The organism is Thauera sp. K11 (assembly GCF_002354895.1).
Taxonomy (GTDB): domain Bacteria; phylum Pseudomonadota; class Gammaproteobacteria; order Burkholderiales; family Rhodocyclaceae; genus Thauera; species Thauera sinica.
Map to the genome: position 1 here is coordinate 3,739,953 of NZ_CP023439.1, position 25,174 is coordinate 3,765,126.

The 25,174-nt window shown below is 68.0% G+C and carries 19 protein-coding genes; 16 read left to right on the forward strand and 3 right to left on the reverse strand.

Annotated features, from left to right (window positions below):
* Positions 1-103: 103 nt before the first annotated feature.
* Together CCZ27_RS16285 and CCZ27_RS16290 are read left to right on the forward strand one after the other, a co-directional pair.
* Positions 104-3,631, forward strand: coding sequence for an indolepyruvate ferredoxin oxidoreductase family protein (locus CCZ27_RS16285; RefSeq protein WP_096449901.1), 3,528 nt, complete (start codon positions 104-106; stop codon positions 3,629-3,631).
* Positions 3,632-3,930: 299 nt separating this feature from the next.
* A complete protein-coding gene (locus CCZ27_RS16290; RefSeq protein WP_096449903.1) occupies positions 3,931-5,748 on the forward strand; it encodes an ABCB family ABC transporter ATP-binding protein/permease in 1,818 nt (605 codons plus the stop codon).
* Between the two features lie 86 nt (positions 5,749-5,834).
* On the opposite strand, the gene xdp1 is transcribed toward CCZ27_RS16290, so the two are convergent.
* Entirely contained in the window at positions 5,835-6,776 is a 942-nt protein-coding gene (gene xdp1, locus CCZ27_RS16295; protein ID WP_157748612.1) for an exosortase-dependent surface protein XDP1, read from the reverse strand.
* 95 nt (positions 6,777-6,871) lie between these two features.
* Positions 6,872-9,679, reverse strand: a complete 2,808-nt coding sequence (gene prsT / locus CCZ27_RS16300; protein WP_096449907.1) for an XrtA/PEP-CTERM system TPR-repeat protein PrsT — start codon at positions 9,677-9,679, stop codon at positions 6,872-6,874.
* Between the two features lie 212 nt (positions 9,680-9,891).
* Between prsT and CCZ27_RS16305 the strand changes: the two genes are divergently transcribed.
* The 5 genes from CCZ27_RS16305 to CCZ27_RS16325 all read left to right on the forward strand — a co-directional run bounded on the left by CCZ27_RS16305 (position 9,892) and on the right by CCZ27_RS16325 (position 14,242).
* Positions 9,892-10,788: a transporter substrate-binding domain-containing protein gene (locus tag CCZ27_RS16305; RefSeq protein ID WP_096449909.1), complete on the forward strand. Its 897-nt coding sequence runs from the start codon at positions 9,892-9,894 to the stop codon at positions 10,786-10,788.
* 134 nt (positions 10,789-10,922) lie between these two features.
* Complete coding sequence (locus CCZ27_RS16310) at positions 10,923-11,657, forward strand: amino acid ABC transporter permease (RefSeq protein WP_096452690.1); 735 nt, start codon at positions 10,923-10,925, stop codon at positions 11,655-11,657.
* A 1-nt stretch (position 11,658) separates the two neighbouring features.
* Positions 11,659-12,339 (forward strand): amino acid ABC transporter permease, encoded by a 681-nt coding sequence (locus tag CCZ27_RS16315; RefSeq protein WP_096449911.1) that lies wholly within the window; start codon positions 11,659-11,661, stop codon positions 12,337-12,339.
* 18 nt (positions 12,340-12,357) lie between these two features.
* Positions 12,358-13,086 (forward strand): amino acid ABC transporter ATP-binding protein, encoded by a 729-nt coding sequence (locus CCZ27_RS16320; RefSeq protein ID WP_096449913.1) that lies wholly within the window; start codon positions 12,358-12,360, stop codon positions 13,084-13,086.
* A gap of 70 nt (positions 13,087-13,156) precedes the next feature.
* Positions 13,157-14,242 carry a type II asparaginase gene (locus CCZ27_RS16325; RefSeq protein ID WP_096449915.1) on the forward strand — a complete coding sequence of 362 codons (1,086 nt, stop codon included), beginning with the start codon at positions 13,157-13,159 and terminating at the stop codon, positions 14,240-14,242.
* A 401-nt stretch (positions 14,243-14,643) separates the two neighbouring features.
* Here CCZ27_RS16325 and CCZ27_RS16330 read toward each other — a convergent pair whose 3' ends face one another.
* Positions 14,644-15,585: a CysB family HTH-type transcriptional regulator gene (locus tag CCZ27_RS16330; protein ID WP_096449917.1), complete on the reverse strand. Its 942-nt coding sequence runs from the start codon at positions 15,583-15,585 to the stop codon at positions 14,644-14,646.
* A 119-nt stretch (positions 15,586-15,704) separates the two neighbouring features.
* On the opposite strand from CCZ27_RS16330, the gene CCZ27_RS16335 reads away from it, so the two are divergent.
* From CCZ27_RS16335 to CCZ27_RS16375, 9 genes are all read left to right on the forward strand, one after another.
* Positions 15,705-16,484 carry a sulfite exporter TauE/SafE family protein gene (locus tag CCZ27_RS16335; protein WP_096449919.1) on the forward strand — a complete coding sequence of 260 codons (780 nt, stop codon included), beginning with the start codon at positions 15,705-15,707 and terminating at the stop codon, positions 16,482-16,484.
* Positions 16,485-16,538: 54 nt separating this feature from the next.
* Entirely contained in the window at positions 16,539-18,227 is a 1,689-nt protein-coding gene (locus tag CCZ27_RS16340; protein ID WP_096449921.1) for a nitrite/sulfite reductase, read from the forward strand.
* The gene (locus tag CCZ27_RS16345; RefSeq protein ID WP_096449923.1) at positions 18,220-18,771 is read left to right on the forward strand and encodes a DUF934 domain-containing protein; all 552 of its coding nucleotides are present in this window, start codon (positions 18,220-18,222) and stop codon (positions 18,769-18,771) included. The genes CCZ27_RS16340 and CCZ27_RS16345 overlap by 8 nt, the downstream gene beginning before the upstream one ends.
* A 75-nt stretch (positions 18,772-18,846) precedes the next feature.
* Positions 18,847-19,617: a phosphoadenylyl-sulfate reductase gene (locus tag CCZ27_RS16350; RefSeq protein WP_096449925.1), complete on the forward strand. Its 771-nt coding sequence runs from the start codon at positions 18,847-18,849 to the stop codon at positions 19,615-19,617.
* 144 nt (positions 19,618-19,761) lie between these two features.
* A complete protein-coding gene (gene cysD / locus CCZ27_RS16355; RefSeq protein ID WP_096452692.1) occupies positions 19,762-20,676 on the forward strand; it encodes a sulfate adenylyltransferase subunit CysD in 915 nt (304 codons plus the stop codon).
* Positions 20,677-21,080: 404 nt separating this feature from the next.
* Positions 21,081-22,361 (forward strand): sulfate adenylyltransferase subunit CysN, encoded by a 1,281-nt coding sequence (gene cysN, locus CCZ27_RS16360; protein WP_096452694.1) that lies wholly within the window; start codon positions 21,081-21,083, stop codon positions 22,359-22,361.
* A gap of 34 nt (positions 22,362-22,395) precedes the next feature.
* The gene (locus CCZ27_RS16365; protein ID WP_096449927.1) at positions 22,396-22,791 is read left to right on the forward strand and encodes an RNA-binding S4 domain-containing protein; all 396 of its coding nucleotides are present in this window, start codon (positions 22,396-22,398) and stop codon (positions 22,789-22,791) included.
* Between the two features lie 140 nt (positions 22,792-22,931).
* Positions 22,932-24,365, forward strand: coding sequence for an NfeD family protein (locus CCZ27_RS16370; protein ID WP_096449929.1), 1,434 nt, complete (start codon positions 22,932-22,934; stop codon positions 24,363-24,365).
* Entirely contained in the window at positions 24,362-25,162 is an 801-nt protein-coding gene (locus CCZ27_RS16375) for a slipin family protein (RefSeq protein WP_096449931.1), read from the forward strand. Before CCZ27_RS16370 ends, CCZ27_RS16375 begins: the two co-directional genes overlap by 4 nt.
* Positions 25,163-25,174: the final 12 nt, after the last annotated feature.

Below are 25,174 nucleotides of genomic sequence, written 5' to 3' on the forward strand. Positions count from 1 at the left end.
AGTCATGCGCTGAAACGTTGCGCATCGGGGCAGCAGCGGCCGGCGCCGCTGCTGCCGCAGACATGGCTGGCCGAGCGATGCGGTGCTTTCGGGAGGCATAGCGATGTCATCCAAACAGGACTTCACCAGGCAGTTCACCGCGGAAGAAGGCGTCATCCACATCGGCGGCATCGAAGCGCTGGTGCGGCTGACGATGGACCAGATCCGCTTCGACCGCCGCCGCGGCCTGAACAACGCCATGTTCATCTCCGGCTACCGCGGCTCGCCCGTCGGCATGCTGGACGCGAATTTCATCAAGCAGCAGAAGCTGCTGCTGCAGCACAACATCCAGTTCGTCGATGGCCTCAACGAGGACCTCGCCGCGACCGCCGTCTGGGGCACCCAGATGCTGCACACCGTCGGCAAGCAGAAGTTCGACGGCGTCGTCGGCACCTGGTACGGCAAGGCCCCGGGGGTCGACCGCAGCGGCGACGTGCTCAAGCACGCCAACTACACCGGCACGCTGAGGAACGGCGGCGTGCTCGCCATCTTCGGCGACGACCCGAGCTGTAAGTCGTCCTCGCTGCCGAGCCAGTCGGAGGCGATGTTCTACCACGTCGGCATTCCCTCGCTGTACCCCGGCAACGTGCAGGACATCCTCGACTTCGGCCTGCACGGCTACTACCTGTCGCGCATCTCCGGCCTGTGGTGCGGCCTGAAGATCGTCACCAACGTGGCCGACGGCAGCGGCAGCGCCATCGTCGATCCCGACCGCATGAAGTTCGTCGCGCCGGTGGTCGAACTCGACGGCAAGCCCTACGTGCCCGAGGTGAACCTGGGCATGAACGTGCGCAAGGACGCGCTCGACATGGAGCGCACGCTGTACTACGCGCGCCACGAGGTGGCCCGCCAGTATGCGCGCGAGAACAACCTGAACAAGGTCGTGCTGCCCAACCCCGACGCGTGGCTGGGCATCATCGCCGCCGGCAAGACCTACCACGACCTGCGCCAGGCCTTCCTCGAGATGGGCCTGGACGACGACGCGCTGCGCAGCTACGGCGTGCGCATCCTGAAGATCGGCATGCTGCATCCGCTGCAGCCGCAGGACATCAAGGATTTCGCGAAGGGCCTGGAAGAGATCCTCGTCATCGAGGAGAAGCGCCCCTTCATCGAACTGTTCGCCAAGGAAATCCTCTACGGCACCGCCAACGCCCCGCGCATCGTCGGCAAGCGCGACGAGGAAGGGCGCGACCTGCTGCCCTTCCACAGCGAATTCGAGTCGGACATCATCGCCCGCGCGCTGCATGCCCGCATGTCGCGCAAGGCCAGGCTGGAATCGGCCGAAGCCTGGATCAAGCGCCTGGACGAGATCCACAGCCGCAACACGCTGACCACGCTCGGCCGCTCGGCCTGGTACTGCTCCGGCTGCCCGCACAACACCTCCACCAAGGCGCCCGACGGCAGCATCGTGTCGGCCGGCATCGGCTGCCACACGATGGCGATGTGGATGAACCGCGGCGTGGTGATGGGTACGCACATGGGCGCCGAGGGCACGCAGTGGATCGGCATGCAGCCCTTCACCGACACCAAGCACATCTTCCAGAACATGGGCGACGGCACCTATGCGCACTCGGGCAGCCTCGCCGTGCGTTACTGCGCCGCCACCAACACCAACATCACCTTCAAGATCCTGTTCAACAGCCACACGTCGATGACCGGCGGGCAGGAGATCATGGGCGCGGAACCGGTGCGCGCGATGGTGTCCGAACTGGTCTCCAACGGCGTCAAGCGCGTGATCGTCACCACCGAGGACCTGAGCCGCTACAACGGCGTCAGCCTCGCCGGCAGCACCGAGGTCTGGCACCGCGACCGCATCATGGACGCGCAGAAGGAACTGGCCGCGACGGAAGGCACGACGGTGCTGATCCACGACCAGGAATGCGCCGCCGAGCTGCGCCGCCAGCGCGGCCGCGGCAAGGCTTTCGAGCCTGAAGCGCGCATGGTGATCAACGAGCGCGTGTGCGAGGGCTGCGGCGACTGCGGCGTCAAGTCGAACTGCATGTCGGTGGAGCCGGTGCAGACCGAATTCGGCCGCAAGACCCGCATCCACCAGCCGTCGTGCAACAAGGACTATTCCTGCGTGAAGGGCTTCTGCCCGTCCTTCCTGACCATCACGCCGAATGCCGCGCCGGCCGAGGAAGGCGGCAAGAAGAAGAAAAAGGGCCGCCTGCCGGCGCTCGACCGCAGCCTGCCCGAGCCGGCGTACAAGGCCGATCCGGACAACTTCGGCGCCCACATCATGGGCATCGGCGGCACCGGCTCGGTGACCGTGGCGGCGACCATCGCCAATGCGGCGCGCATCGACGGCAAGTGGGCCATCGGCCTGGACCAGACCGGCCTGGCGCAGAAGGGCGGCGCGGTGATCTCCGACATCAAGGTCACCGGCACCCGGTTCGACGGCTCGAACAAGATCTCGGACGGCAGCACCGACCTCTACCTCGGCTTCGACATCCTGAACGCCACCGACCCCAAGAACCTCGACAAGTGCCATCCGGAACGCACGATCGCCATCGTGGCGACCGGCCAGGCGCCGACGGGCTACATGGTGTCCGACAAGTCTGTCCAGTTCCCCAACGTCGGCGGGCTGACGCGCGGCATCGACCGCGTCACGCGCAAGAACGACAACGTCTACATGGACGCGCAGACGCTGGCCGAAGGTCTGTTCGCCGACAGCATGGCGACCAACATGTTCATGGTCGGCGTGGCCTACCAGGCCGGCGCGCTGCCGATCGGCGCGGCCTCCATCGAAGCGGCGATCAAGCAGGCCGGCGTGGGCATCGAGATGAGCCTGCTGGCGTTCAAGTGGGGCCGCATGGCGGTGGTCGACCTCGATTTCGTCAAGGCCGAGATCCACAAGTACGAAGCCAAGGCGTCCAGACTGCCGGCGCTGACGCCGGAAGCCCGCCAGATCGTCGATTCCGTCGGCGCCGCCGGCGAGGTCCGCCACCTGCTCGAGGTCCGCGTCCCCGACCTGATCGAATACCAGGATGCCGCCTACGCGCGCCGCTATGCCGCGAAGATCAAGGACGTGCTGGAAGCCGAGAAGCGCGTCGCGCCCGAGAGCAGCGCGCTGGCCGAGGCCGCGGCCCGCTACTTCTACAAGCTGATGGCCTACAAGGACGAATACGAAGTGGCGCGCCTGCACTCCGACCCGGCCTTCCTGGCCGAGCTGGACGCGCAGTTCCCGAACGGCTACACGGTCGAGTACAACCTCGCGCCGCCGCTGTTCTCGAAGCGCGACCCGGAGACCGGCGAACTCATCAAGCAGAAGTACGGCCCGTGGGTGCTGAAGGCGTTCCGCCATCTCGCCAGGTTCAAGCACCTGCGCGGCGGCAAGTGGGACATCTTCGGCAAGACCGAGGAGCGCCGCCAGGAACGCCAGGCGATCGAGGACTACGGCAGGCTGCTCGACGAGATCGCCGGCAAGCTGAGCCGCGACAACCTCGCCACCGCCGTGCAACTGGCCAGCGTGCCGGACGACGTCCGCGGCTACGGTCACGTGAAGGAGAAGAACATCCATCTGGCGAAGGAGAAGGAAGCCAGGCTGCTCGAAGCCTTCCGCAATCCACAGCCGGCCCGCGTCGCCGCCTGATTCTTCCCCTGCGCGGCAGGGTGGCCTTCCGCCGCTGCGCGGAAAGCCGCCCGGCGCCGGCGGCATCAGCTCCCTCTTGGCCTCTCCCGCGCATCGCGGGCGGGGCTCTTTTTTTCCTCCGCCCGCACCGTCGCCGCCCTTCGCGGCACCACGTTTGACGCCCGGCGCCGGGGGCAACAGAATCCGGCCTGCCCGCGCAGCCCGCCACATGCCGGCCGCGGCGATGCCTGCGGATGCGGGCACGGCCATCCAGCCGCCTGCCCGGCACCAACCCGAACGCCCTTCCGGATCTCCAGTTCATGAGACGCGCCCCAGCCGCCGCCCTCCCCGCCCCCGAACCCGCCGAACGCCACGACTGGCAGACGGTCAAGAGCCTGCTGCCTTTCATCTGGGCCTACCGCGGACGCGTACTGTTCGCGCTCGCCTGTCTGTTCGCCGCCAAGGGCGCCAACGTGGCGGTGCCGCTGATCTTCAAGGATCTGATCGACGCCCTGTCGATCACGCCGCAGCAGGCGCTGATCGTGGTGCCCGCGGCGCTGCTGCTGGCCTACGGCATGCTGCGCTTTTCCACCTCGCTATTCACCGAACTGCGCGAGGTGGTGTTCGCCCGCGTCACGCAGCAGGCGGTGCGCGAGATCACGCTGCGCACCTTCCGCCACCTGCATTCGCTGTCGCTGCGCTTCCATCTCGAGCGCCAGACGGGCGGCCTCACCCGCGACATCGAGCGCGGCACCCGCTCGGTGGGCTCGCTGATCAGCTACACGCTGTACTCCATCCTGCCGACGATGATCGAGATCAGCCTCGTCATCGGCATCCTGCTGGTCCGCTACGACGCCGTCTTCGCCCTGATCACGCTGGCGACGCTCCTGCTGTACGTGGTGTTCACCGTGAGCGTCACGAACTGGCGCACCGCGCTGCGCCGCCATGCCAACGAACTGGATTCCGCGGCAAACTCGCGCGCGATCGACAGCCTGATCAACTTCGAGACGGTCAAGTACTTCAACAACGAGGAATACGAAGCGCGCCGCTACGACGAACAGCTGCAGAAGTGGATCAAGGCCCAGATCACCAACCAGTACTCGCTGTCGGCGCTCAACGTCGGCCAGGCGGCGATCATCGCCGTCGGCGTCACCGCGATGATGTGGCAGGCCACCGTGCGGGTGGCCGCCGGCAGCATGACGATCGGCGACATCGTGCTGGTGAATGCCTTCCTGATCCAGCTCTACGTCCCGCTGAACTTCCTCGGCGTGCTGTACCGCGAGATCCGCCAGTCGCTGACCGACATCGAACGCATGTTCGCGCTGATGCACCAGCACCGCGAGGTGGCCGACGCGCCGGGTGCGCTGGCGCTGCCACCCGGCCCGGCGAGCGTGCGCTTCGAACACGTGGACTTCGCCTACGATGCCAAGCGCCCCATCCTGTTCGACGTCGATTTCGAGATCCCCGCCGGCAGCACCGTCGCGGTCGTGGGGCATTCCGGCTCCGGCAAATCGACCCTGGCGCGGCTCCTGTACCGCTTCTACGACGTGCAGCAGGGCGCCATCCGCATCAACGGCCACGACCTGCGCCAGCTCGGCCAGCACAGCCTGCGCGCGGCGATCGGCATCGTGCCGCAGGACACCGTGCTGTTCAACGACACCCTGCTGTACAACATCCAGTACGGCCGCCCGAACGCCAGCCGCGCCGAGGTCGAGGCCGCCGCGCGTGCCGCCCAGCTCGAGGACTTCATCCGCGAACTGCCGGACGGCTATGGAACGCGGGTCGGCGAGCGCGGCCTGAAGCTTTCCGGCGGCGAGAAGCAGCGCGTCGCCATCGCCCGCGCCCTGCTGAAGAACCCCGCCATCCTGATCTTCGACGAAGCCACCTCGGCGCTGGACTCGAAGACCGAGAAGGCGATCCAGGCACAGATCGAACGCGCCGCCGAAGGCCGCACCGCGCTGGTCATCGCTCACCGGCTGTCGACCATCATGGATGCCGACGAGATCATCGTCCTGGAAGCCGGCCGCATCGTCGAACGCGGCCGCCATGCGGCGCTGCTCGCGCGCGGCGGCACCTACGCGCAGATGTGGCTGTTGCAGCAGCAGGAGGAAGAAGAGGCAGCCGCGCCTGCCGCCTGAGTGGCGCCCGGAAAGGAATCGGCGCCCGCAGGCGCCGATTCCCCCTCCCTGAACCCTTCCGGGTTTCTGTTTCTATATCAAAGCCGTCAGGCGGCAGCCCTGCGGCGGCGGCGCAACCCCACCATGCCGAGGAAGGCCACGCCGGCAAGGGCGAGCGAACCGGGCTCGGGTGCGCTTCCACCGCCGCCGCTGGTGCCGCCGCCACCCGTCACGCCACCGATGCTGGTGAGCTTGAGGTAGTCGAATTTCTTCTTGCTGGACGTCGAATCCAGGGGGAGGTAGCTGCTGCCGGACGTATCTCCCGAATTCACACCGGTGCCAACCGTGAAACCGCCCGCGCCGATCAGCCAGTAGCTGGACGTGATCCCTGCCGACTGCGCGCTCAGATCGACGCTGGTCGTACCCTTGTTCGAGTAGTTGCCGACCAGCGTCCAGCCGCTCAGGGTCGCGTAGGTCAGGTCGGTGAGCGTCGGCGTGCCGCCCCCGATATAGGCGAGCACGAAGAAGTCGCTGTCGTTGGTCGTCCAGCCGAACGTGATGCTGTTCAGGGTGACGGCGGTGCCGAACGACAGCAGCACCGAGTCGGCGCGCTCGTTGTTGTCGATGGAATGCTCGGGGCTCTGGCTTTCCTGCCAGTCGTAACCGGAACTGCTGGACGTGCTGCCGCCGGCGTCCCGGTTGTAGACGCCGAGCCCTTCCCAGGTTCTGTCGTATGCGAGCCTCGCGGTCTGGAGCCGGTTGGCATTGCTGTTGTCCACGCTCGTCGTCGAGGCGCCGTTGTTGCCCGTATTGGAATACGCGCTCACGCCCACCGTCACGCCCGAGTTGGTGTAGTTGCGGGAGTTGCCGTAGCCGGACGCATCGCCGGACGTCGTCGACGTCGTTGCATTGGTCTGCAGATTGAAGGACCAGTCCGTCGCCGCCTGCGCCACAACCGGTGCCAGGGCCAGTACGGCGGCTGCAGTGAGCGTCAGAGGAATGCGGTAGAACATGGTAAATCTCCGGTTGTACGCTATTGCGCTAGACATGCAAGAATCGATCCAACTTCACAAGCAACTGAAAATAAATGATTTTTTGAAGACTAGCAGTACTCGCTGGAAAAACCTGTAAGAATCGCCGACATCTATTTGCCGGCATTGATCTCACGCAGGAAGCTGCCGACCTTCTCGGGAACCGACGCCGCCGGCATGCCGGAGACATCCACCATCTCGGCGCGGGCCTCGGCCGTGCGGCCCGTTTCATGCAAAGCGCGCGCGAGGTGGTAGCGGATCTCCAGGTTGTCGGGATCGCGCAGCCTCGCTTCGCGCAGGTAGCGCATGCCCTCCTCGCGGCGCCCGGCACGCAGCAGGAGCCAGCCGTAGGTATCCACCACGTTCGGGTCGGCAGGCGCCAGGGCGTGGGCCCTTTCCGCCATGGCCAGCGCCTGCGCGTCCCCCAGTTCGTGCAGCACGAGCGCGTAGTTGTTCAGCACGCCGGGATGGGCCGCGCCCTTGTCCACCAGGGTCCGGTACTCGCGCGCGGCGGCGGGCCAACTCCCCGCGCGCATGTGCAGTTCCGCCAGGGCCTGCCTCACCGCGGCATCGTCATTTTGCTGCTGCAGCCGCGCCTCGAGGGTCGCGACGGCCTGCGCACGCTTGCCCTGCGCCATCTGCGCGCGGACGACGCTCAGCACCCTCGCGCCCGAAGGCTGGAGGCGCGCCGCCTCGCGGTAGGCGTCTTCGGCTTCGGCATACCGGCCGGCCAGCAGCGCGAGATCCCCGCCCAGGCGCAGACCCTCGACATTGCCGGGGTGCCGGTCGCGCAGCGTCCTGGTGCGCTCGCGCGCCTTGTCGAAGTCCGTGGACGCCATCGCGGCTTCTGCCGCCAGGATCAGGGCGCCCGCATCGCCGGGGCGCCCGGCCAGCGCCTTTTCAGCGGAATATTGGGCGCCGGCGGGGTTGCCGGCAGCCAGTTGCAGGCGGCCGACGCGGACCTGGGCATCGGTGTCGAACTCCGCCAGCTTCGTCATGTCGCGCAGCGTCTGCTGCGCGGACTTGCCGTCGCCGCTGTCGAGCTGCGCCTGCGCCAGTGCGGCCAGGACGGCGAGATCGTCGCTGCGCCGCGCCGCCAGAGCCTTCGCCGCCTCGAGCGCGCCGGGCCGGTCGCCGGCCATTGCCTTTGCCCGGACCAGGGCGAGGCCGACGCGCGTATCGTTCGGGCGTTCGGCCGACGCCTTCTCCAGCCAGCGCATCGCCTCGGCCGGACTGCCGGCACGCTGTTCGAGCAGCGCGGATTCGTACATCGCCGTCGCATCGCGCCTGTCCTTCTTCAGCATCTCGGCGTAGGTCTTGCGCGCATCGTCGAAGCGGCCCTCGGCGATGTCGAGCCGGGCCAGATTGAAGCGTGCCGGGGTGAAGCCGGGGTCGCGCCCGAGCGCATCCGTGTAGGCAGCACGGGCCCCGGCGCGGTCGCCGGCGCCTCCCTTCACCACCCCGAGCAGGTTCAGCGCCGCCGGGTTGCCGGGGAGGGCGGCGCTGGCGCGCTGCGCAACGTCGAGCGCCTTCTTCGGATAGCCCTGGCGCATCAGCGTGTTCGACAGCGTGGTCGCCAGGCCGAGATCGCCGGGGGATCCGTCGAACGCCGCCTGCAGGTTCATGGCCGCTGCCACGGTGTCGCCCTGTCCGAGGCGGCTGACGCCGAGCGCGGCCTGGGCGCGCGTGTCGCCGCCCTGGGCGGCCTTCTCCAGCAGTTCGGTGGCCTTCGCGTAGCGCTTCTGGGCGAGATAGACACGCCCCAGCAGATGCAGGGCCTGCGGGTCGTCCGGCTGCGCGCGCAGCACCTGTTCGAGCAGGCCGGTCGCCCGCGCGTAGTCGGCCGTCTCGACATGGATGGAGGCCAGCAGCTTGCGCGCACCGAGGTTGCGCGGAAAGCGTGCCACGAGCGAATCGAGGTATTTGCGCGCCTTTTCGTACTGGCGCCCGGCATGGTGGGACAGCGCGCCCACCATCAGCAGGGGTTCGTGGCCGGCCAGCCATTCGATGGGCAGGGCATCGACCAGGCGCGCCGCCTCCTCGAGATATTGCGTCGCCTGGGCCGCATCCCCGCGGCGGCTGGCCAGCAGCGCCAGCAGGTAGGACGCGCGCGGCTCGACCGGTCCGTCCTTCGCCAGATCCTCGAGATCGGTGCGCGCGTCGGCATCGCGGCCGAGGTCGATCAGGATGCCGGCACGCGCGACGCGGGCGTCGACGAAACCCGGCTGCAGTTCGATCGCGCGTTCGTAGTCCTTCAGCGCGGCGGCGACGTCGCCGCCGGCATGCGCCACCGAGCCGCGCACGTTGTAGGCGGCGGCATGGGTCGGCCCGAGCTGCACGGCCTTCGCGGCGCGCTCGCGGGCGAGGTCCATGCGTCCCGCCGCGATCAGCATCGGCACCTCCGCGATCAGCGGCACCGGCGACGCAGGGTCGATCGCGCGCGCATCGGCAAAGCTGCGCTCGGCCTCGGCGCGCTTGTCGAGCGCCGCGTAGGCCGTGCCGCGCTGCGCGAGCAGTTCGAGCCGTATGCCGGGCGGCAGGCCATCCGCCGGGATCGACTCGATCAGCTTCCCCGGCCGCCCCTGCAGCAGGTAGATGCGCCCCAGCGGCACGGCCACCTCCGCGCGATTCACGCCCAGGCGCAGCGCCTCGTTGAACTCCACCTCGGCCGGACCGACGTCGCCGTCATGCAGGTAGGCGTTTCCCAGCAGCAGATGCGCCGCGAGCATGTTGCGGTCCTGCTGCAGCGCGTTCTTCAACTGGATGATCGCGCCGGTGACGTCTTGCTTCTGGTAGCGCGCCAGTCCATCCTCATAGTAACGGCTGGCGGCGGCGGCATCGGCCAGCGCGGCGACCGGGAGCGACATCAGGCCGAGCGCGACGGCGACGGGCAGCAGCAAGGGGCGAAACGACTTGGTCATGGCGGAGCCGGCAGCGGCGTGTGGTGGACGCGCACACTTTAGGGAACTCGGGCAAATACCGCCGTGACATCCTTGGCTGCCGCCGTGATCGCACGCTCCGGCGCGCCACGCGTCAGTGTTGGCCGCAATTTCGGCAGCACGCGGTTTTGTGCGATGCTTGGATACAGGGATGTCCGTCACCCGATCATTTCGACCACGACTGGAGGCTGTCCATGCGCAAGTCCCTCACCGTCCTCGCCCTGTGCCTGTCCGCCGCCGGACTTGCCGCACCGGCCCACGCCCAGCTCACCGGCACGCTGCAGAAGATCAAGGAATCGGGCACGATCACCGTCGGCCATCGTGAGTCGTCGGTGCCCTTCTCCTACCTCGACGCCGACCAGAAACCGGTCGGCTATGCGATGGACCTTTGTGCGAAGGTCGTCGATGCAGTGAAGTCCGAGCTGAAGCTGCCCAATCTGCAGGTGAAGTATCAGGCGGTGACCTCGCAGAACCGCATCCCGCTGATGCAGAACGGCACCATCGACCTCGAATGCGGTTCCACCACGAACAGCGTGGCGCGCCAGCAGCAGGTCGGCTTTTCCGTCAGCTACTTCATCACCAGCGTGCGCATGGCGGTACGCAAGGATTCCGGCGTCAAGGACATCGGCGACCTCAACGGCAAGCCGGTCGCCACCACCACCGGCACCACGTCGGACGCGCTGATCAAGCAGAACGAGAAAGGCAGGTCGATCGACGTGAGGAACATCTACGGCAAGGACCACGCCGACTCCTTCCTGATGGTCGAGAGCGGGCGTGCCTCCGCGTTCGTGATGGACGACATCCTGCTCGCCGGCCTCATCGCCAACTCCAAGAATCCGGCGAATTTCGCCATCGTCGGCCCGTCGCTGCGCGACGAACCCTATGGCGTGATGCTGCGCAAGGACGACGCGCCCTTCAAGGCGCTGGTCGACAAGACGCTGGTCGACCTGATGAAGTCGGGCGAGGCCGAAAAGCTGTACACCAAGTGGTTCATGAACCCGATCCCGCCGCGCAACGTGAACCTCAACTTCCCGATGAGCCCGGCCCTCAAGGCCGCCCTCGAGACGCCGACCGACAAGGGCGTCGAATAAGCGGCAACCGCCCAGGCCCGGTGCGCGGCCCGGACGAGCCGCGCACCGGGCCAATATGATCCGTCCGCCGGCCGGCCTGCCGGCCGGTACCCGCGGCGCGTGGCCGGCGCGCCGCCTCATGCCAGGGGATGCTCATGGACTACCACTGGGACTGGCAGTTCTTCTTCCAGGAGACCGACGACGGCCTCAAGTACTACGAGTGGGTAGTGTCCGGCCTGGGGTGGACGACGGCCGTGTCGCTCGCCTCGCTGGCCGTCGCGCTGCTGCTGGGCTCGGTGCTCGGCGTCATGCGCACCACGCCCAAGCGCTGGCTGGTGGCGGTCGGCGACACCTATGTGGACGTGTTCCGCAACGTGCCGTTGATCGTCCAGCTCTTCCTGTGGTTCTTCGTCGTGCCCGAGCTGGTGCCGCAGCAGATGGGCATCTGGATGAAGCAGGACCTGCCCTATTTCGTCACCGCCGTCGTCGGGCTGGGCCTCTACACCGCCGCGCGCATCGCCGAGCAGGTCCGCTCCGGGATCAACTCGCTGCCCCGCGGCCAGCGCTTCGCCGGCCTGGCGCTGGGCTTCACCGAGTGGCAGACCTACCGCTACGTGCGCCTGCCGATGGCCTACCGCATCGTGCTGCCGGCGCTCACCTCGGAGGCGATGAACATCTTCAAGAACTCGGCGGTGACCTACGCGGTGGGCATCCTCGAACTCTACTTCCAGTACAAGCAGATCATCGAGAAGACCTCGCAGGTGCTCGAGATCACCATCGTCGTCACGCTCGCCTACTTCATCCTGGCCTTCGTCATGAACCGGCTGCTGGCCTTCGTCGAGAAGCGCACCCGGGTGCCGGGCCTGATCACGGGTACGGGAGGGAAGTGACATGAGCGACTTCGATTTCTCGGTCATCACCGCGAACTGGAGATTTCTCGCCGAGGGCCTGCGCTACACGCTGCAGGTCACCGTCACCGCGATGACCGGAGGCATCATCCTCGGCACGCTGCTCGCGCTGATGCGGCTGTCGTCGATCAAGCCCCTGCAGTGGTTCGCGGCCGGCTACGTGAATTTCTTCCGCAGCGTGCCGCTGGTGCAGGTGATCCTCGCCTTCTACCTGATCCTGCCGCTGGTGCTGCAGTTCGTCACCGGCCGGATGATCCCGATCGGCGCGGAGAATTCGGCCTATTTCACGTTCACGATCTTCGAGGCCGCCTACTACTCCGAGATCATGCGCTCGGGCATCCAGTCGGTGCCGCGCGGCCAGATCGGTGCGGGCTACGCGCTCGGCTTCACCTACAGCCAGACGATGCGCCTGGTGGTGCTGCCGCAGGCGTTCCGCAACATGCTGCCGGTGCTGCTGACGCAGACCATCGTGCTGTTCCAGGACGTGTCCCTGGTGTATGCCATCGGCGCCACCGACTTCTTCGGCGCGGCCGACAAGATCACCCAGCGCGACCTGCGCCCGGTGGAGATGTACACCACCGTCGCCGTCGTCTATTTCATCATCTGCTTCGTGCTGTCGAGGCTGGTGAAACGGCTGCAGGCCCGCATCGCCATCATTCGCTGACCCGGGGAGTTCCCACCGATGATCCAGATCAAGAACGTTTCCAAGTGGTACGGCAGCTTCCAGGTCCTGACCGACTGCACCACCCATGTGGCCAAGGGCGAAGTAGTCGTCGTGTGCGGCCCGTCCGGCTCGGGCAAGTCCACGCTGATCAAGTGCGTGAATGCGCTGGAGCCCTTCCAGCAGGGCAGCATCGTCGTCAATGGCATCGCCATCGAAGACCCCAAGACCAACCTGCCCAGGCTGCGCTCGCAGGTCGGCATGGTGTTCCAGCATTTCGAGCTGTTCCCGCACATGACGATCACCGACAACCTGGCGATCGCGCAGATCAAGGTGCTCGGCCGCAGCCGCGACGAAGCGGTGAACAAGGGCCTGAAGCTGCTCGACCGCGTCGGCCTGAAGGCGCACGCAGGCAAGTTCCCCGGCCAGCTCTCCGGCGGCCAGCAGCAGCGCGTGGCGATCGCACGCGCGCTGGCGATGGACCCGATCTGCATGCTGTTCGACGAGCCGACCTCGGCGCTCGACCCCGAGATGATCAACGAGGTGCTCGACGTGATGGTCGAACTCGCGCGCGAGGGCATGACCATGATGTGCGTGACCCACGAGATGGGCTTCGCCCGCAAGGTCGCCCACCGCGTGATCTTCATGGACCGCGGCGCCATCGTCGAGGACGCCGCGAAGGACGACTTCTTCGGCAAGCCGCGCTCCGAGCGCGCGCAGAGCTTCCTCGCCAAGATCCTGCAGCATTGAGCGGCCTGCCCGCCGCCGGACGCGCCCTGGCCGGCCGCCACATGGCCAGCCCCTTCCCACGGAGACGACCATGAAGATACTGCACCGCATCGTGCCCGGCCTCGCCGCCATCGCCCTGCTGCTGCCCGGCGGCCTGCAGGCCCGGGAGACACCGACCGACACCCGGCTCGCCAACGTCGTCATCCTCGCGACCGGCGGCACCATCGCCGGCGCGGGCGCCAGCGCGGCCAACAGCGCCACCTACCAGGCGGCCAAGGTGCCGGTGGACAAGCTCATCGCCGGCGTGCCCGAACTCAAGGACCTCGCCAACGTGCGCGGCGAGCAGGTCTTCCAGATCGCCTCGGAGAGCTTCACCAACGACCACCTGCTGCAACTGGGCAAGCGCGTCGGCGAACTGGCGAAACAGGGCGACGTCGACGGCATCGTGATCACCCACGGCACCGACACCATCGAGGAAACCGCCTACTTCCTGAACCTGGTGATCCACAGCGACAAGCCGATCGTCGTGGTCGGCTCGATGCGCCCCGGCACGGCGATGTCCGCCGACGGCATGCTAAACCTGTACAACGCGGTCGCCGTGGCGCGCAGCCCCGAGGCGCGCGGCAAGGGCGTGCTGGTGGCGATGAACGACGAGATCCACACCGGGCGCGACGTCTCCAAGATGATCAACATCCGCACCGAAGCCTTCAAGAGCCCGTGGGGCGCGCTGGGCATGGTCGTCGAAGGCAAGACCTACTGGTTCCGCCAGCCGGCCAAGCGCCACACGACGGCCTCCGAGTTCGACATCGACCGGATCGGCACGCTGGCGCCGGTGGAGATCGCCTACGGCTACGGCAACCTCTCCGACGTGGCCTACCGCGCCTTCGCCCAGGCCGGCGCCAAGGCCATCGTCCATGCCGGCACCGGCAACGGCTCGGTGGCGAGCCAGGTGGTGCCGGCCCTGCAGGAGCTGCGCGGGCGGGGGCTGCACATCATCCGCTCGTCGCGCGTCACCACCGGCGGCTTCGTCATCCGCAACGCCGAGCAGCCGGACGACAAGTACGACTGGGTCGTCGCCCACGACCTCAACCCGCAGAAGGCACGCATCCTCGCCGCCGTCGCCCTGACCCAGCCGCGCGACGCCAAGGACCTGCAACGCATCTTCTGGGAGTATTGAACCAGGCCCAGGCGGACGACACCCTCGCCAGCCGGCGACCGGATGACTCGACGCGGCAGGTCTGGAGCCGGGGGATGCGTGGAGCGGGCGAGGACTGTCCGAGCACCGAGCGCAGCGAGGGCGAGTTCCGCAGCCCGACGGAACGCATCCCCCGGCTCCGGACCGGATTCAGGAGACGCGCCGTAACGAGCAAAGACCGTCCAAGCCCCAAGCGCAGCGAGGGCGGGTTCCGCGGCCCGACGGAACGCACCCCCCGGCTCCGGACCGGACTCAGGAGACGCGCCGTAACGAGCGAAGACCGCCCAAGCCCCAAGCGCAGCGAGGGCGGGTTCCGCAGCCGACGGAGCGCATCCCGACTCCAGACCGGATTGCCGGGCATCCATGAGCCTGGCCCGGCGACCTCACAGGCCGGCGTCGGTCCCGCCGCCGCTGCGCGCCGCCTCGACGATGCGGCGCGTCAGCGAGGGCACGAACAGCTCGATGAACGCATAGACGAAACCGCGCAGCCACGCGTTGCGGCGGATGCCGATGCGCGTGGTGCTCGATTCGAACAGGTGGCTGGCATCCACCATGCCGAGCTTGCGGTCCTCGTCGGCATCGTAGGCCATGCGCGCGAGGATGCCGATGCCCAGGTCCATCTCCACGTACTTCTTGATCACGTCCGAGTCGATCGCGGTGAGCACCACGTTCGGCTTCAGGCCGCGGCCGAGGAACGCCTTGTTGATCTGGCCGCGGCCGGTGAAGGCATCGTCGTAGGTGATCAGCGGATAGCGCGCGATCGCCTCCAGCGTCAGCGGATGCTCGCGCAGGATGGGGTGGCGCGGCGTGGCGACGATGCAGCGGTTCCACTGGTAGCACGGCAGCATCACCAGGTCGGGATTGTCGGCGATGGCCTCGGTGGCGATGGCGATGTCGGCGCCGCCGCTCAGCACCATGTCGCACACCTGCTGCGGATCGCCCTGGTGCAGCTCCAGCCGCACCCCGGGATAGCGCTGCATGAAGTCGCGCACCACGCGCGGCAGCACGTAGCGCGCCTGGGTGTGGGTGGTGGCGATCGACAGCGTGCCGGACGACTCGTTGGAGAATTCCTCCCCCACCTGCAGCAGGTTGTCCATGTCGCGCAGCATGCGCTGGGCGATCGCCAGCACTGCGCGGCCCGGTTCGGTGACCGCGACGAGGCGCTTGCCGTGGCGGGCGAAGATCTCGACCCCCAGTTCCGCCTCCAGCAAGCGGATCTGCTTCGAAACGCCCGGCTGCGAGGTGAACAACGCCTCGGCCGCGTCCGACACGTTGAGACCACGCCGCGCGACCTCGTGGATGTAACGCAGTTGCTGGAGATTCATCGTGGTTTCGCACGTGCCGGGCGTGCTTAATAACCAATAGTTCTTAAAGTCTAACGCACATCGCCTTTATCGCCCTAACCGTCACGATTAGGATGCCGGGCATAAAAAAGGAACATTCTATGGATTTCGCCTACACGCTCGCAGGCTTCTCGGTCGGCGCCATCGTCGGACTCACTGGCGTCGGTGGAGGTTCGCTGATGACGCCGCTGCTGGTATTGCTGTTCGGTATCCATCCGTCGGTGGCGGTGGGCACCGACCTGCTCTACGCTGCAATCACCAAGGCGGGCGGAACCTTGGCCCACGGCCTGCGAGGGACGGTAGACTGGCAGATCACCCGCCGCCTGGCATCCGGCAGCATTCCGGCCGCCGCGCTGACGCTGCTGCTGGTGCACCAGTTCGCACCCGGCGGCATCGACGGCGCAGCCGACCTGATCAAGGTGGTGCTGGGCGTGGCCCTGCTGCTGACGGCGGTGGCCCTGATCCTGCGCAAGCGCATCCAGGACTACGCCCGCCGGCACTTCGGCGACACGCCCAACCCGGTCCGCACCGCGCGGCTGACGGTGCTGACCGGCGCGGTGCTCGGCGTGCTGGTGTCGATCTCGTCGGTCGGCGCCGGCGCACTGGGCGTCACCGCGCTGTTCTTTCTCTATCCGGCCATGCCCGCCCTGCGCATCGTCGGCTCGGACATCGCCCACGCGGTGCCGCTGACCGCCGTCGCCGGCATCGGGCACTGGATGCTGGGGAGCGTGGACTGGCTGCTGCTGGGCAGCCTGCTGGTCGGCTCCCTGCCCGGCATCTGGATCGGCAGCCACATTTCGACCAAGGTGCCCGACCGCATCCTCCGCCCGATGCTGGCGGCGATGCTGGTGATGGTGGGTGCGAAGCTGATCGGCCGCTGACAGCGCGCCCGCAGCACGCGGTGAAGAACCCCCGGACTTAACCAGAGAGACGCAATGTACCGATACGACGAATACGACCAGCACATCGTGGACGAACGGGTGGCGCAATACGCCGACCAGACGGCACGCTACCTGGCCGGCGAACTGGGCGAGGACGAGTTCCGTCCGCTGCGCCTGCAGAACGGCCTCTACATCCAGCGCCACGCGCCGATGCTGCGCATCGCGGTTCCCTACGGCAACCTGCGCGCGGAGCAACTGCGCATGTTCGCCCACATCGCACGCACCTACGACCACGGCTACGGCCACTTCACCACGCGCCAGAACCTGCAGTACAACTGGCCGAAGCTCGAGGACGTGCCGGAGATCCTGCGCCTGCTCGCCAGCGTGCAGATGCATGCCATCCAGACATCGGGCAACTGTATCCGCAACGTCACGTCCGACCCGTTCGCCGGCGTGGCCGCCGACGAGTTGATCGACCCGCGCCCGTGGTGCGAGATCGTGCGCCAGTGGAGCACCTTCCACCCCGAGTTCGCCTACCTGCCGCGCAAGTTCAAGATCGCCGTGAACGGCGCGGCGGAAGACCGCGCCGCGATCCAGATCCACGACATCGGCCTCGACCTCAGGCGCGACGCCGGGGGCAACGTCGGCTTTCGCGTGCTGGTGGGCGGCGGGCTCGGCCGCACGCCCATCCTCGGCGAGGAAGTGGCGAGCTTCGTGCCGTGGCAGCAGATCCTCAACTACTGCGAGGCGGTGCTGCGCGTCTACAACCTGCACGGCCGGCGCGACAACGCCTACAAGGCACGCATCAAGATCCTGGTGAAGGCGCTGGGCGTGGAAGAGTTCGCGCGCCAGGTCGAAGCCGAGTTCGTGCATCTGAAGGACGGCCCGTCCACGCTCACCCAGGCCGAGATCGACCGCGTCGCCGGCCGCTTCACCGATCCGGAACTGGCGCCGCTGCCGCCGGACGAGGACTACCGCGCCCGTCTCGCCGACGACAAGGGCTTCGCCAACTGGGCCAGGCGCAACGTGCGCGGGCACCAGCTCTCCGGCTACGCCAGCGTCGTGCTGTCGCTGAAGAAGCCCGGCATCGCCCCCGGCGACATCACCGCCGAACAGTTCGACGCGGTGGCCGACCTGTGCGAGCGCCATGCCCAGGGCGAAGTGCGCGTGCTGCACGAGCAGAACCTCGCCTTCGCCAGCGTGCGCGAAGCCGACCTGTACGATTTGTGGCAGCAGTTGCGCACGCTCGGCCTGGCCACGCCCAACATCGGCCTCCTGACCGACATCATCTCGTGCCCCGGCGGCGACTTCTGCTCGCTCGCCAATGCCAAGTCGATCCCGATCGCGCTGGCGATCCAGGACCGCTTCGACGACCTCGACTACCTGCACGACATCGGCGAACTCGAGCTGAACATCTCCGGCTGCATGAATGCCTGTGGCCACCACCACGTCGGCCACATCGGCGTGCTCGGCGTCGACAAGAGCGGCGAGGAGTGGTACCAGGTCACGATCGGCGGCGCCCAGGGCGAAAACGCCTCGCTGGGCAAGGTCATCGGCCCGTCCTTCGCCGCGGCCGAGATGCCCGACGTGGTCGAGTCGCTGATCCGCAGCTACGTCGACAACCGCAACGAAGGCGAGTCCTTCGTCGACACCGTACGCCGCCTCGGCATCGAGCCGTTCAAGACGCGCGTGTATGCCGAACGCGCCTCCCGCCAGGAAGAAAGGAAGACCGCCCATGCCTGAGATCATCAAGAACGGCCAGGTCCATGCCGACGAATGGACGGTGCTGCGCCTTGCCGCGGACGAGGACGCCGCCGGCGCCGGACTGCCTGCGGGCCGCGTGATCGTCCCGCTCGCCGTCTGGCTCGCACGCCGCGAGGCGCTGCTGCCGCTGGCCGAAGCCGGCGTGCTCGGCGTCTGGCTGGCCGGCAGCGACGATCCGGCGGCGCTCGCCGGCGACCTGCCGAGGCTGCAGCTCATCGCGGTCGATTTCCCGAAGTTCGTCGACGGCCGCGGCTATTCGATCGCCGCGCTGCTGCGCAGCCGGTACGGCTACGGCGGCGAACTGCGCGCGATCGGCGAAGTGCTGCGCGACCAGTTCTTCTACATGAAGCGCTGCGGCTTCGACAGCATGCAGCCGCCCGCGGGCAGATACACCCACGCCCAGCTCGAGGCGGCGCTCGCCAGCCTGCGCACCTTCTCCGAACCCTACCAGGGCGCGGTCGATGTCGCCGAGCCGCTGTTCCGCCGCCGCCCGCACCCGGCTCCGGCCAAGGAAAAAGCATGAGCGCCCCCGCCCGCCCGAAGGGGGCGCTCATCCTCCCTCGGGGAGGATGTCGCGCAGCGACAGGAGGGTAGTCCAATGAGCGCCACCGTCTCCCTGCTGCGCCCGGCGCCGACCAACCCCGCCACCCGCCCCGAACTGACCGACGCACTGCGCGCGGCGGTCGCCGGCAAGGCCGCGGCCGCACAGGACTTCCTGCGCGCGGCGATGGCCGAGTTCGGCACCGGCGGCGAACTCACCTTCGCCAACAGCTTCGGCGCCGAGGACATGGTGCTGACCGACCTGATCCTGCAGGCGAAGCTGCCGATCGAGATCTTCTCGCTCGACACCGGCCGCCTGCCGGCCGAGACCTACACGCTGATCGGCGAAGTCGAGAAGCGCTACGGCGTGAAGCTGAAGATCTTCTTCCCCGACGCCGCCGCGGTCGAACAGTTCGTGCGCACCAGCGGCATCAACGCCTTCTACGATTCGGTCGATCTGCGCAAAGCCTGCTGCGGCGTGCGCAAGATGGAACCGCTGCGCCGCGCGCTCGCCGGCAAGAAGGCTTGGATCACCGGCCTGCGCGCCGCCCAGTCGGTGACCCGCACCGGCATGGCCCTGCGCGAGTTCGACGACGGCAACGGCCTCGAGAAGCTCAATCCGCTGCTGAACTGGAGCGAAGCCGAGGTGTGGGCCTACATCCGCATCCACGACGTGCCCTACAACGCGCTGCACGACCAGTTCTACCCGAGCATCGGCTGCGCGCCCTGTACGCGGGCGATCGCCGTCGGCGAGGACGTGCGCGCCGGCCGCTGGTGGTGGGAGGACCCCGCCACCAAGGAATGCGGCCTGCACGTGAGCGAGCGCTGAGCGATGCAAAGCCCGCATCCGGCACACGCCCCCCCGGTGCGGCGCCCCGCGCGCTCCGCTCCCCGGCCGGGACCGGCTGCCGGCGCTGCGGGCCGGCCTGCACGCCTTCGGCCCCGCGACACCCACGAAATGCTGAACAGAATCATGTCGACCCTTACCAAACAGACGCTTTCCCATCTCGACTGGCTCGAGGCCGAGGCCATCCACATCCTGCGCGAAGTCGCGGGCCAGTGCTCCAACCCGGTGCTGCTGTTCTCCGGCGGCAAGGATTCGATCTGCCTGCTGCGCCTGGCCGAAAAAGCCTTCCGCCCGGGCCGCTTCCCCTTTCCGCTGATGCACATCGACACCGGCCACAACTACAGGGAAGTGACGGACTTCCGCGACAGGCGCGCCGCCGAACTGGGCGAGCGCCTGATCGTGCGCTCGGTGGAAGATTCGATGGCGCGCGGCACGGTGGTGCTGAAGCACCCGCAGGAGAGCCGCAACAAGCACCAGTCGGTGACGCTGCTGGAGGCGATCGAGGAATTCGGCTTCGACTGCTGCATCGGCGGCGCCCGCCGCGACGAGGAAAAGGCGCGCGCGAAGGAGCGGATCATGAGCTTCCGCGACGAGTTCGGCCAATGGGACCCGAAGAACCAGCGCCCGGAGCTGTGGAACCTGTACAACGCGCGCAGCCACAAGGGCGAGAACATCCGCGCCTTCCCGATCAGCAACTGGACCGAACTCGACGTGTGGCAGTACATCGCCCGCGAGCAACTGGAACTGCCGTCGATCTACTTCGCCCACACCCGCCCGGTGGTGCGCAAGAGCGGCCTGCTGCAGCCGGTGACCGAAGTGACGCCGGCCAGGGACGGCGACGTGGTCGAGGAGGTTCTCGTGCGCTTTCGCACCGTCGGCGACATCACCTGCACGGCGCCGGTCGAGTCCGACGCCGACACGGTGGAGAAGATCCTCGCCGAGACCGCGACGACGACGATCACCGAGCGCGGCGCGACGCGGATGGACGACCAGACCTCCGAAGCGTCGATGGAGCAGCGCAAGAAGGAAGGGTATTTCTGATTTCTTGACCCTGTTGAAAGGCAAGACCACGGAAATCTGAACGGACGGCGCGCGGGGTATTTGCTCCGTTGGGCTGCGGAACTCGCCTTCGCTGCGCTCGGCTCAGACAGTCCTCGCCCAACTCCGCAAACACCCCGCTCGTCCCGCCACGGTGTTACCGATGGCCGCAAAGGCAAAAACCGAACCGTCGATCGTTCCCTGCCGGCGCATGAACCACCATCCACGGTAGCCAGAGACGTGCCGGGTGTTCCTGGAGAAGGCGAGGACTGTCCGAGCCCGAAGGGCGAGTTCCGCAGCCTTCGGAAGGAACACCCGGTGCGGCTCCGGCGGATCGCAGGCGCGAACGCCCCACCGGCAGAGGCCCGCAGCCAACGAATTTGAGAAAGCTTGAAGGAATCATGACCATGTCCGCTCCCGAACAACTGCCCGAGATCGACAACGGCCTGCTGCGCTTCTTGACCTGCGGCAGCGTGGACGACGGCAAGAGCACGCTGATCGGCCGCCTGCTGTTCGACACCAAGACCATTCTCGCCGACACCCTCAACGCCATCGAGAAGACCTCGGCCAAGCGCGGCATGAGCGCGGTCGACCTGTCGCTGCTCACCGACGGCCTGCAGGCCGAACGCGAGCAGGGCATCACCATCGACGTCGCCTACCGCTACTTCTCCACCGGCCGGCGCAAGTACATCATCGCCGACGCCCCCGGCCACGAGCAGTACACCCGCAACATGGTGACCGCGGCCTCCACCGCCAACCTCGCCATCATCCTCATCGACGCGCGCAAGGGCGTGCTGACGCAGACCCGGCGGCACTCCTACCTTGCCAGCCTGGTCGGCATTCCCCACCTGGTCGTCGCGGTGAACAAGATGGACCTCGTCGACTACGACCGGGCGGTGTTCGAGCGCATCGAGGCCGACTACCGCGCCTTCGCCGGCAAGCTCGGCATCCGGGACGTGCGCTTCATTCCGCTGTCGGCGCTCAACGGCGACATGGTCGTCGAGCGTGGCGACCGCCTGGACTGGTACAGCGGCCCCACCCTGCTCGACATCCTCGAGGCCGCGCCGGCCGCCCACACCGAGCGGGCCGAGGACTTCCGCTTTCCGGTGCAGTTCGTGTGCCGGCCGCAGGACTCCGCCAACCCCGAACTGCACGACTACCGCGGCTTCATGGGCCGGGTGGAGTCGGGCGAGATCGCCGTCGGCGACGAGATCACGGTGCTGCCCTCGGGCGCGGCGAGCCGGGTGAAGGCGATCGAACTCGGCGGCGTGCCGCTGCCGCGCGCGATCCACGAGCAGTCGGTGACGCTGCTGCTGGAGGACGAGATCGACATCTCGCGCGGCGATCTGATCGTGAAATCGTCGGAAGCGCCCGAGCCGGTCAAGCAGATCGAGGCCGCCGTGTGCTGGCTCTCCGAAACCCCGCTGTCGCCGGCCCGCACCTACCTCGTGCGCCACACCACGCGCGAAGTGAAGGCCAAGGTGGCGAAGATCGACTACCGCCTGGACGTGAATACGCTGGAGCGGGAAGCGGCGACCGGCCTGGCGATGAACGACATCGCCCGCGTCACGCTGAAGCTCGCGCAGCCCATCGTCGCCGACCGCTATGCCGGCAACCGTACCACCGGCGCTTTCATCGTCATCGACGAGAGCACCAACAACACCGTCGGCGCCGGCATGATCGGCTGAAGCGGTCCACAGCACGCCACCCGACCGAACCCGCATGGCCACCGAGCAAACCAGCGAACGCATCCGCCTCGACAAATGGTTGTGGGCGGCGCGCTTCTTCAAGCACCGCACCGCGGCCACCGAGGCGGTCGACGGCGGCCGTGTGAAGCTCAACGGCGCGGCAGTGAAGCCGGCGCGCGAGGTCAGGGCGGGGGATCGGGTCGAGATCACCGCCGATGACGGCGTGCGTACCGTCGTCGTGCGTGCGCTGGCCGACAAACGCGGACCGGCCAGCGTGGCGCAGACCCTGTACGAGGAAACGCCGGAGAGCATCCGAAAGCGCGAAGCCGCGCGCGAGATGCACCGCCTGGCCGCCGTGCCGGGCGCCGACCTGCACGGCCGGCCGACGAAGCGCGACCGCAGGCGGATGGACCGCTTCGGCGGGCGCTGAGCCCGCCCCGGCGGCCGTGGATGCCGCCGGACCGCAAACGCGGACGACATGCCCTCGCCCGCAATGAACTTGCACCCGCATCCGCACTCCCACCGTTGGAAGCCGCAGCGCTCCCATGCGGCACGCACTGGAGGCACGCGATGCAGATCCGTTCGTTCGCCCCGTCGCGGTACATCGCCCGCGTGCTGTCGCTGCTCGCACTGCTGATCCTCGCGGCCGGAAGCACGAACGCGGCGGCAGAAGGCGTGCTGGTCCTGAAGGTGGATGGCGCGATCGGACCGGCGAGTGCCGACTACATCCACAAGGGCTTGGCACGCGCGGCATCCGGCGGCGCCCGGCTGGTGGTGATCGAGATGGATACGCCCGGCGGGCTGGATACCTCGATGCGCGCCATCATCAAGGACATCCTCGCCTCGCCGGTGCCGGTGGCCACCTTCGTGGCGCCTGAAGGCGCGCGCGCGGCCAGTGCCGGCACCTACATCCTCTACGCCAGCCACATCGCGGCGATGGCGCCGGCCACCAATCTGGGTGCCGCCACGCCGGTGGCGATCGGCATCGGCGGACCGCAGCCGGGCAAGACCTCGCCGGCTCCGCCAGCCGGCGAGCGCTCGCCTGCCCAGCCTCCGGACGACAAGGCCGCCGCCGGCGCCGATGCGATGGCCGCCAAGGCGATGTCCGACGCCACCGCCTACCTGCGCAGCCTCGCCCAGTTGCGCGGCCGCAACGCCGATTTCGCCGAACGCGCGGTGCGCGAGGCGGCCAGCCTGTCGGCCGAAGAGGCGCTCGCCGGCGGCGTGATCGACCTGATCGCGGCCGACGTCCCCGAACTGCTCAAGAAGCTGGACGGCCACCAGATCTCGGCGTCCGGCGGTTCCCGCACGCTGACCACCGCCGGGGTGACGATCGAGCGCGTCGAGCCCGACTGGCGCAACCGCATCCTCGCCACGCTCGCCAGCCCGCAGGTGGCGCTGATCCTGATGATGATCGGCCTGTACGGCCTGTTCTTCGAATTCTCCTCGCCCGGCGGCGGCGTACCCGGCGTGGCCGGCGCGATCTCCCTGCTGATCGCGCTGTATGCCTTCCACCTGCTGCCGGTGAACTGGGTGGGGGTGCTGCTGCTAGCCGTCGGCGCCGGCCTGATGCTGGCCGAGGCCTTCCTGCCCAGCTTCGGGGTGCTGGGCGTGGGCGGCATCGTCGCCTTCGTCGTCGGCGGGCTGTTCCTGATGGACGCCGAGGCACCCGGCTTCGGCGTGCCGGTGGGGCTCGTCGTCGGCCTGGCGCTGGCCAGCGCCGCGATCCTGCTGGCCATCGGCAGCTTCGCCGCCCGCAGCCGCAGCCGCCCGGTGGTGAGCGGCCGCGAGGAACTCGTCGGCGCGCTCGGCACCGTCGGCGCCGCGGCGGACGACGGTACGTGGTGGATCACCGTCCACGGCGAAAACTGGCGCGCCCGCTCCCCTGTGCCGCTGTCGCCCGGCGCCAGGGTGCGGGTCGAACGGCTCGACGGGCTCACCGTGGACGTTTCTCCCGCCGACCCGCCCGCTCCCCCAACCCGCACGCCCCGGAGACCACAATGAGCATCGACCTTCAATTCGGCCTTGCCCCGCTGATCCTGCTGCTGATCCTGCTGGGCCTGTCGTCGCTGCGCATCCTGCGCGAATACGAGCGCGGCGTGATCTTCATGCTGGGACGCTTCTGGAAGGTGAAGGGGCCGGGGCTGGTGATCGTGCTCCCCGGCGTCCAGCAGATGGTGAAGGTGGACCTGCGCGTGGTGACGATGGACGTGCCGTCGCAGGACGTGATCTCGCGCGACAACGTGTCGGTCAAGGTCAATGCCATCGTGTTCTTCCGCGTGGTCGACCCGCAGAAGGCCATCATCCAGGTGGAAAACTACCTCGTCGCCACCAGCCAGCTCGCCCAGACCACGCTGCGCGCGGTGCTCGGCAAGCACGAACTGGACGAGATGCTGGCCGAGCGCGAGCGCCTGAACCTCGACGTGCAGCAGATCCTGGACGCGCAGACCGACTCCTGGGGCATCAAGGTGACCAACGTCGAGATCAAGCACATCGACCTCAACGACAGCATGGTGCGCGCCATCGCCCGCCAGGCCGAGGCCGAGCGCGAGCGGCGTGCCAAGGTCATCCACGCCGAGGGCGAGAAGCAGGCCGCGCGCTCGCTGCTGGACGCCGCCGACATGCTCGCGCGCCAGCCGGCGGCGATGCAGTTGCGCTACCTGCAGACGCTCACCCAGGTCGCGGGCGACAAAAGCTCGACGCTGGTCTTTCCCGTGCCGGTGGACCTGCTGGGCAGCCTGCTCGCGGGCGCCCGCTCCCCCGCGCCCGGCGATGCGGACCCGGGCGGCGGCAAGGCGTAGTTCCGCGGTGCC

What these genes read in the sequence shown, in the direction of transcription:
- CCZ27_RS16285 (WP_096449901.1), top strand. Translation starts at nt 104, where the DNA reads ATGTCATCCAAACAGGACTTCACCAGGCAGTTCACCGCGGAAGAAGGC.
- cysN (WP_096452694.1), top strand. Translation starts at nt 21,081, where the DNA reads ATGTCCGCTCCCGAACAACTGCCCGAGATCGACAACGGCCTGCTGCGC.
- CCZ27_RS16350 (WP_096449925.1), top strand. Translation starts at nt 18,847, where the DNA reads ATGAGCGCCACCGTCTCCCTGCTGCGCCCGGCGCCGACCAACCCCGCC.
- cysD (WP_096452692.1), top strand. Translation starts at nt 19,762, where the DNA reads ATGTCGACCCTTACCAAACAGACGCTTTCCCATCTCGACTGGCTCGAG.
- CCZ27_RS16330 (WP_096449917.1), bottom strand. Translation starts at nt 15,585, where the DNA reads ATGAATCTCCAGCAACTGCGTTACATCCACGAGGTCGCGCGGCGTGGT.
- CCZ27_RS16305 (WP_096449909.1), top strand. Translation starts at nt 9,892, where the DNA reads ATGCGCAAGTCCCTCACCGTCCTCGCCCTGTGCCTGTCCGCCGCCGGA.
- xdp1 (WP_157748612.1), bottom strand. Translation starts at nt 6,776, where the DNA reads ATGTCTAGCGCAATAGCGTACAACCGGAGATTTACCATGTTCTACCGC.
- CCZ27_RS16310 (WP_096452690.1), top strand. Translation starts at nt 10,923, where the DNA reads ATGGACTACCACTGGGACTGGCAGTTCTTCTTCCAGGAGACCGACGAC.
- CCZ27_RS16315 (WP_096449911.1), top strand. Translation starts at nt 11,659, where the DNA reads ATGAGCGACTTCGATTTCTCGGTCATCACCGCGAACTGGAGATTTCTC.
- CCZ27_RS16340 (WP_096449921.1), top strand. Translation starts at nt 16,539, where the DNA reads ATGTACCGATACGACGAATACGACCAGCACATCGTGGACGAACGGGTG.
- CCZ27_RS16290 (WP_096449903.1), top strand. Translation starts at nt 3,931, where the DNA reads ATGAGACGCGCCCCAGCCGCCGCCCTCCCCGCCCCCGAACCCGCCGAA.
- prsT (WP_096449907.1), bottom strand. Translation starts at nt 9,679, where the DNA reads ATGACCAAGTCGTTTCGCCCCTTGCTGCTGCCCGTCGCCGTCGCGCTC.
- CCZ27_RS16320 (WP_096449913.1), top strand. Translation starts at nt 12,358, where the DNA reads ATGATCCAGATCAAGAACGTTTCCAAGTGGTACGGCAGCTTCCAGGTC.
- CCZ27_RS16370 (WP_096449929.1), top strand. Translation starts at nt 22,932, where the DNA reads ATGCAGATCCGTTCGTTCGCCCCGTCGCGGTACATCGCCCGCGTGCTG.
- CCZ27_RS16365 (WP_096449927.1), top strand. Translation starts at nt 22,396, where the DNA reads ATGGCCACCGAGCAAACCAGCGAACGCATCCGCCTCGACAAATGGTTG.
- CCZ27_RS16375 (WP_096449931.1), top strand. Translation starts at nt 24,362, where the DNA reads ATGAGCATCGACCTTCAATTCGGCCTTGCCCCGCTGATCCTGCTGCTG.
- CCZ27_RS16325 (WP_096449915.1), top strand. Translation starts at nt 13,157, where the DNA reads ATGAAGATACTGCACCGCATCGTGCCCGGCCTCGCCGCCATCGCCCTG.
- CCZ27_RS16345 (WP_096449923.1), top strand. Translation starts at nt 18,220, where the DNA reads ATGCCTGAGATCATCAAGAACGGCCAGGTCCATGCCGACGAATGGACG.
- CCZ27_RS16335 (WP_096449919.1), top strand. Translation starts at nt 15,705, where the DNA reads ATGGATTTCGCCTACACGCTCGCAGGCTTCTCGGTCGGCGCCATCGTC.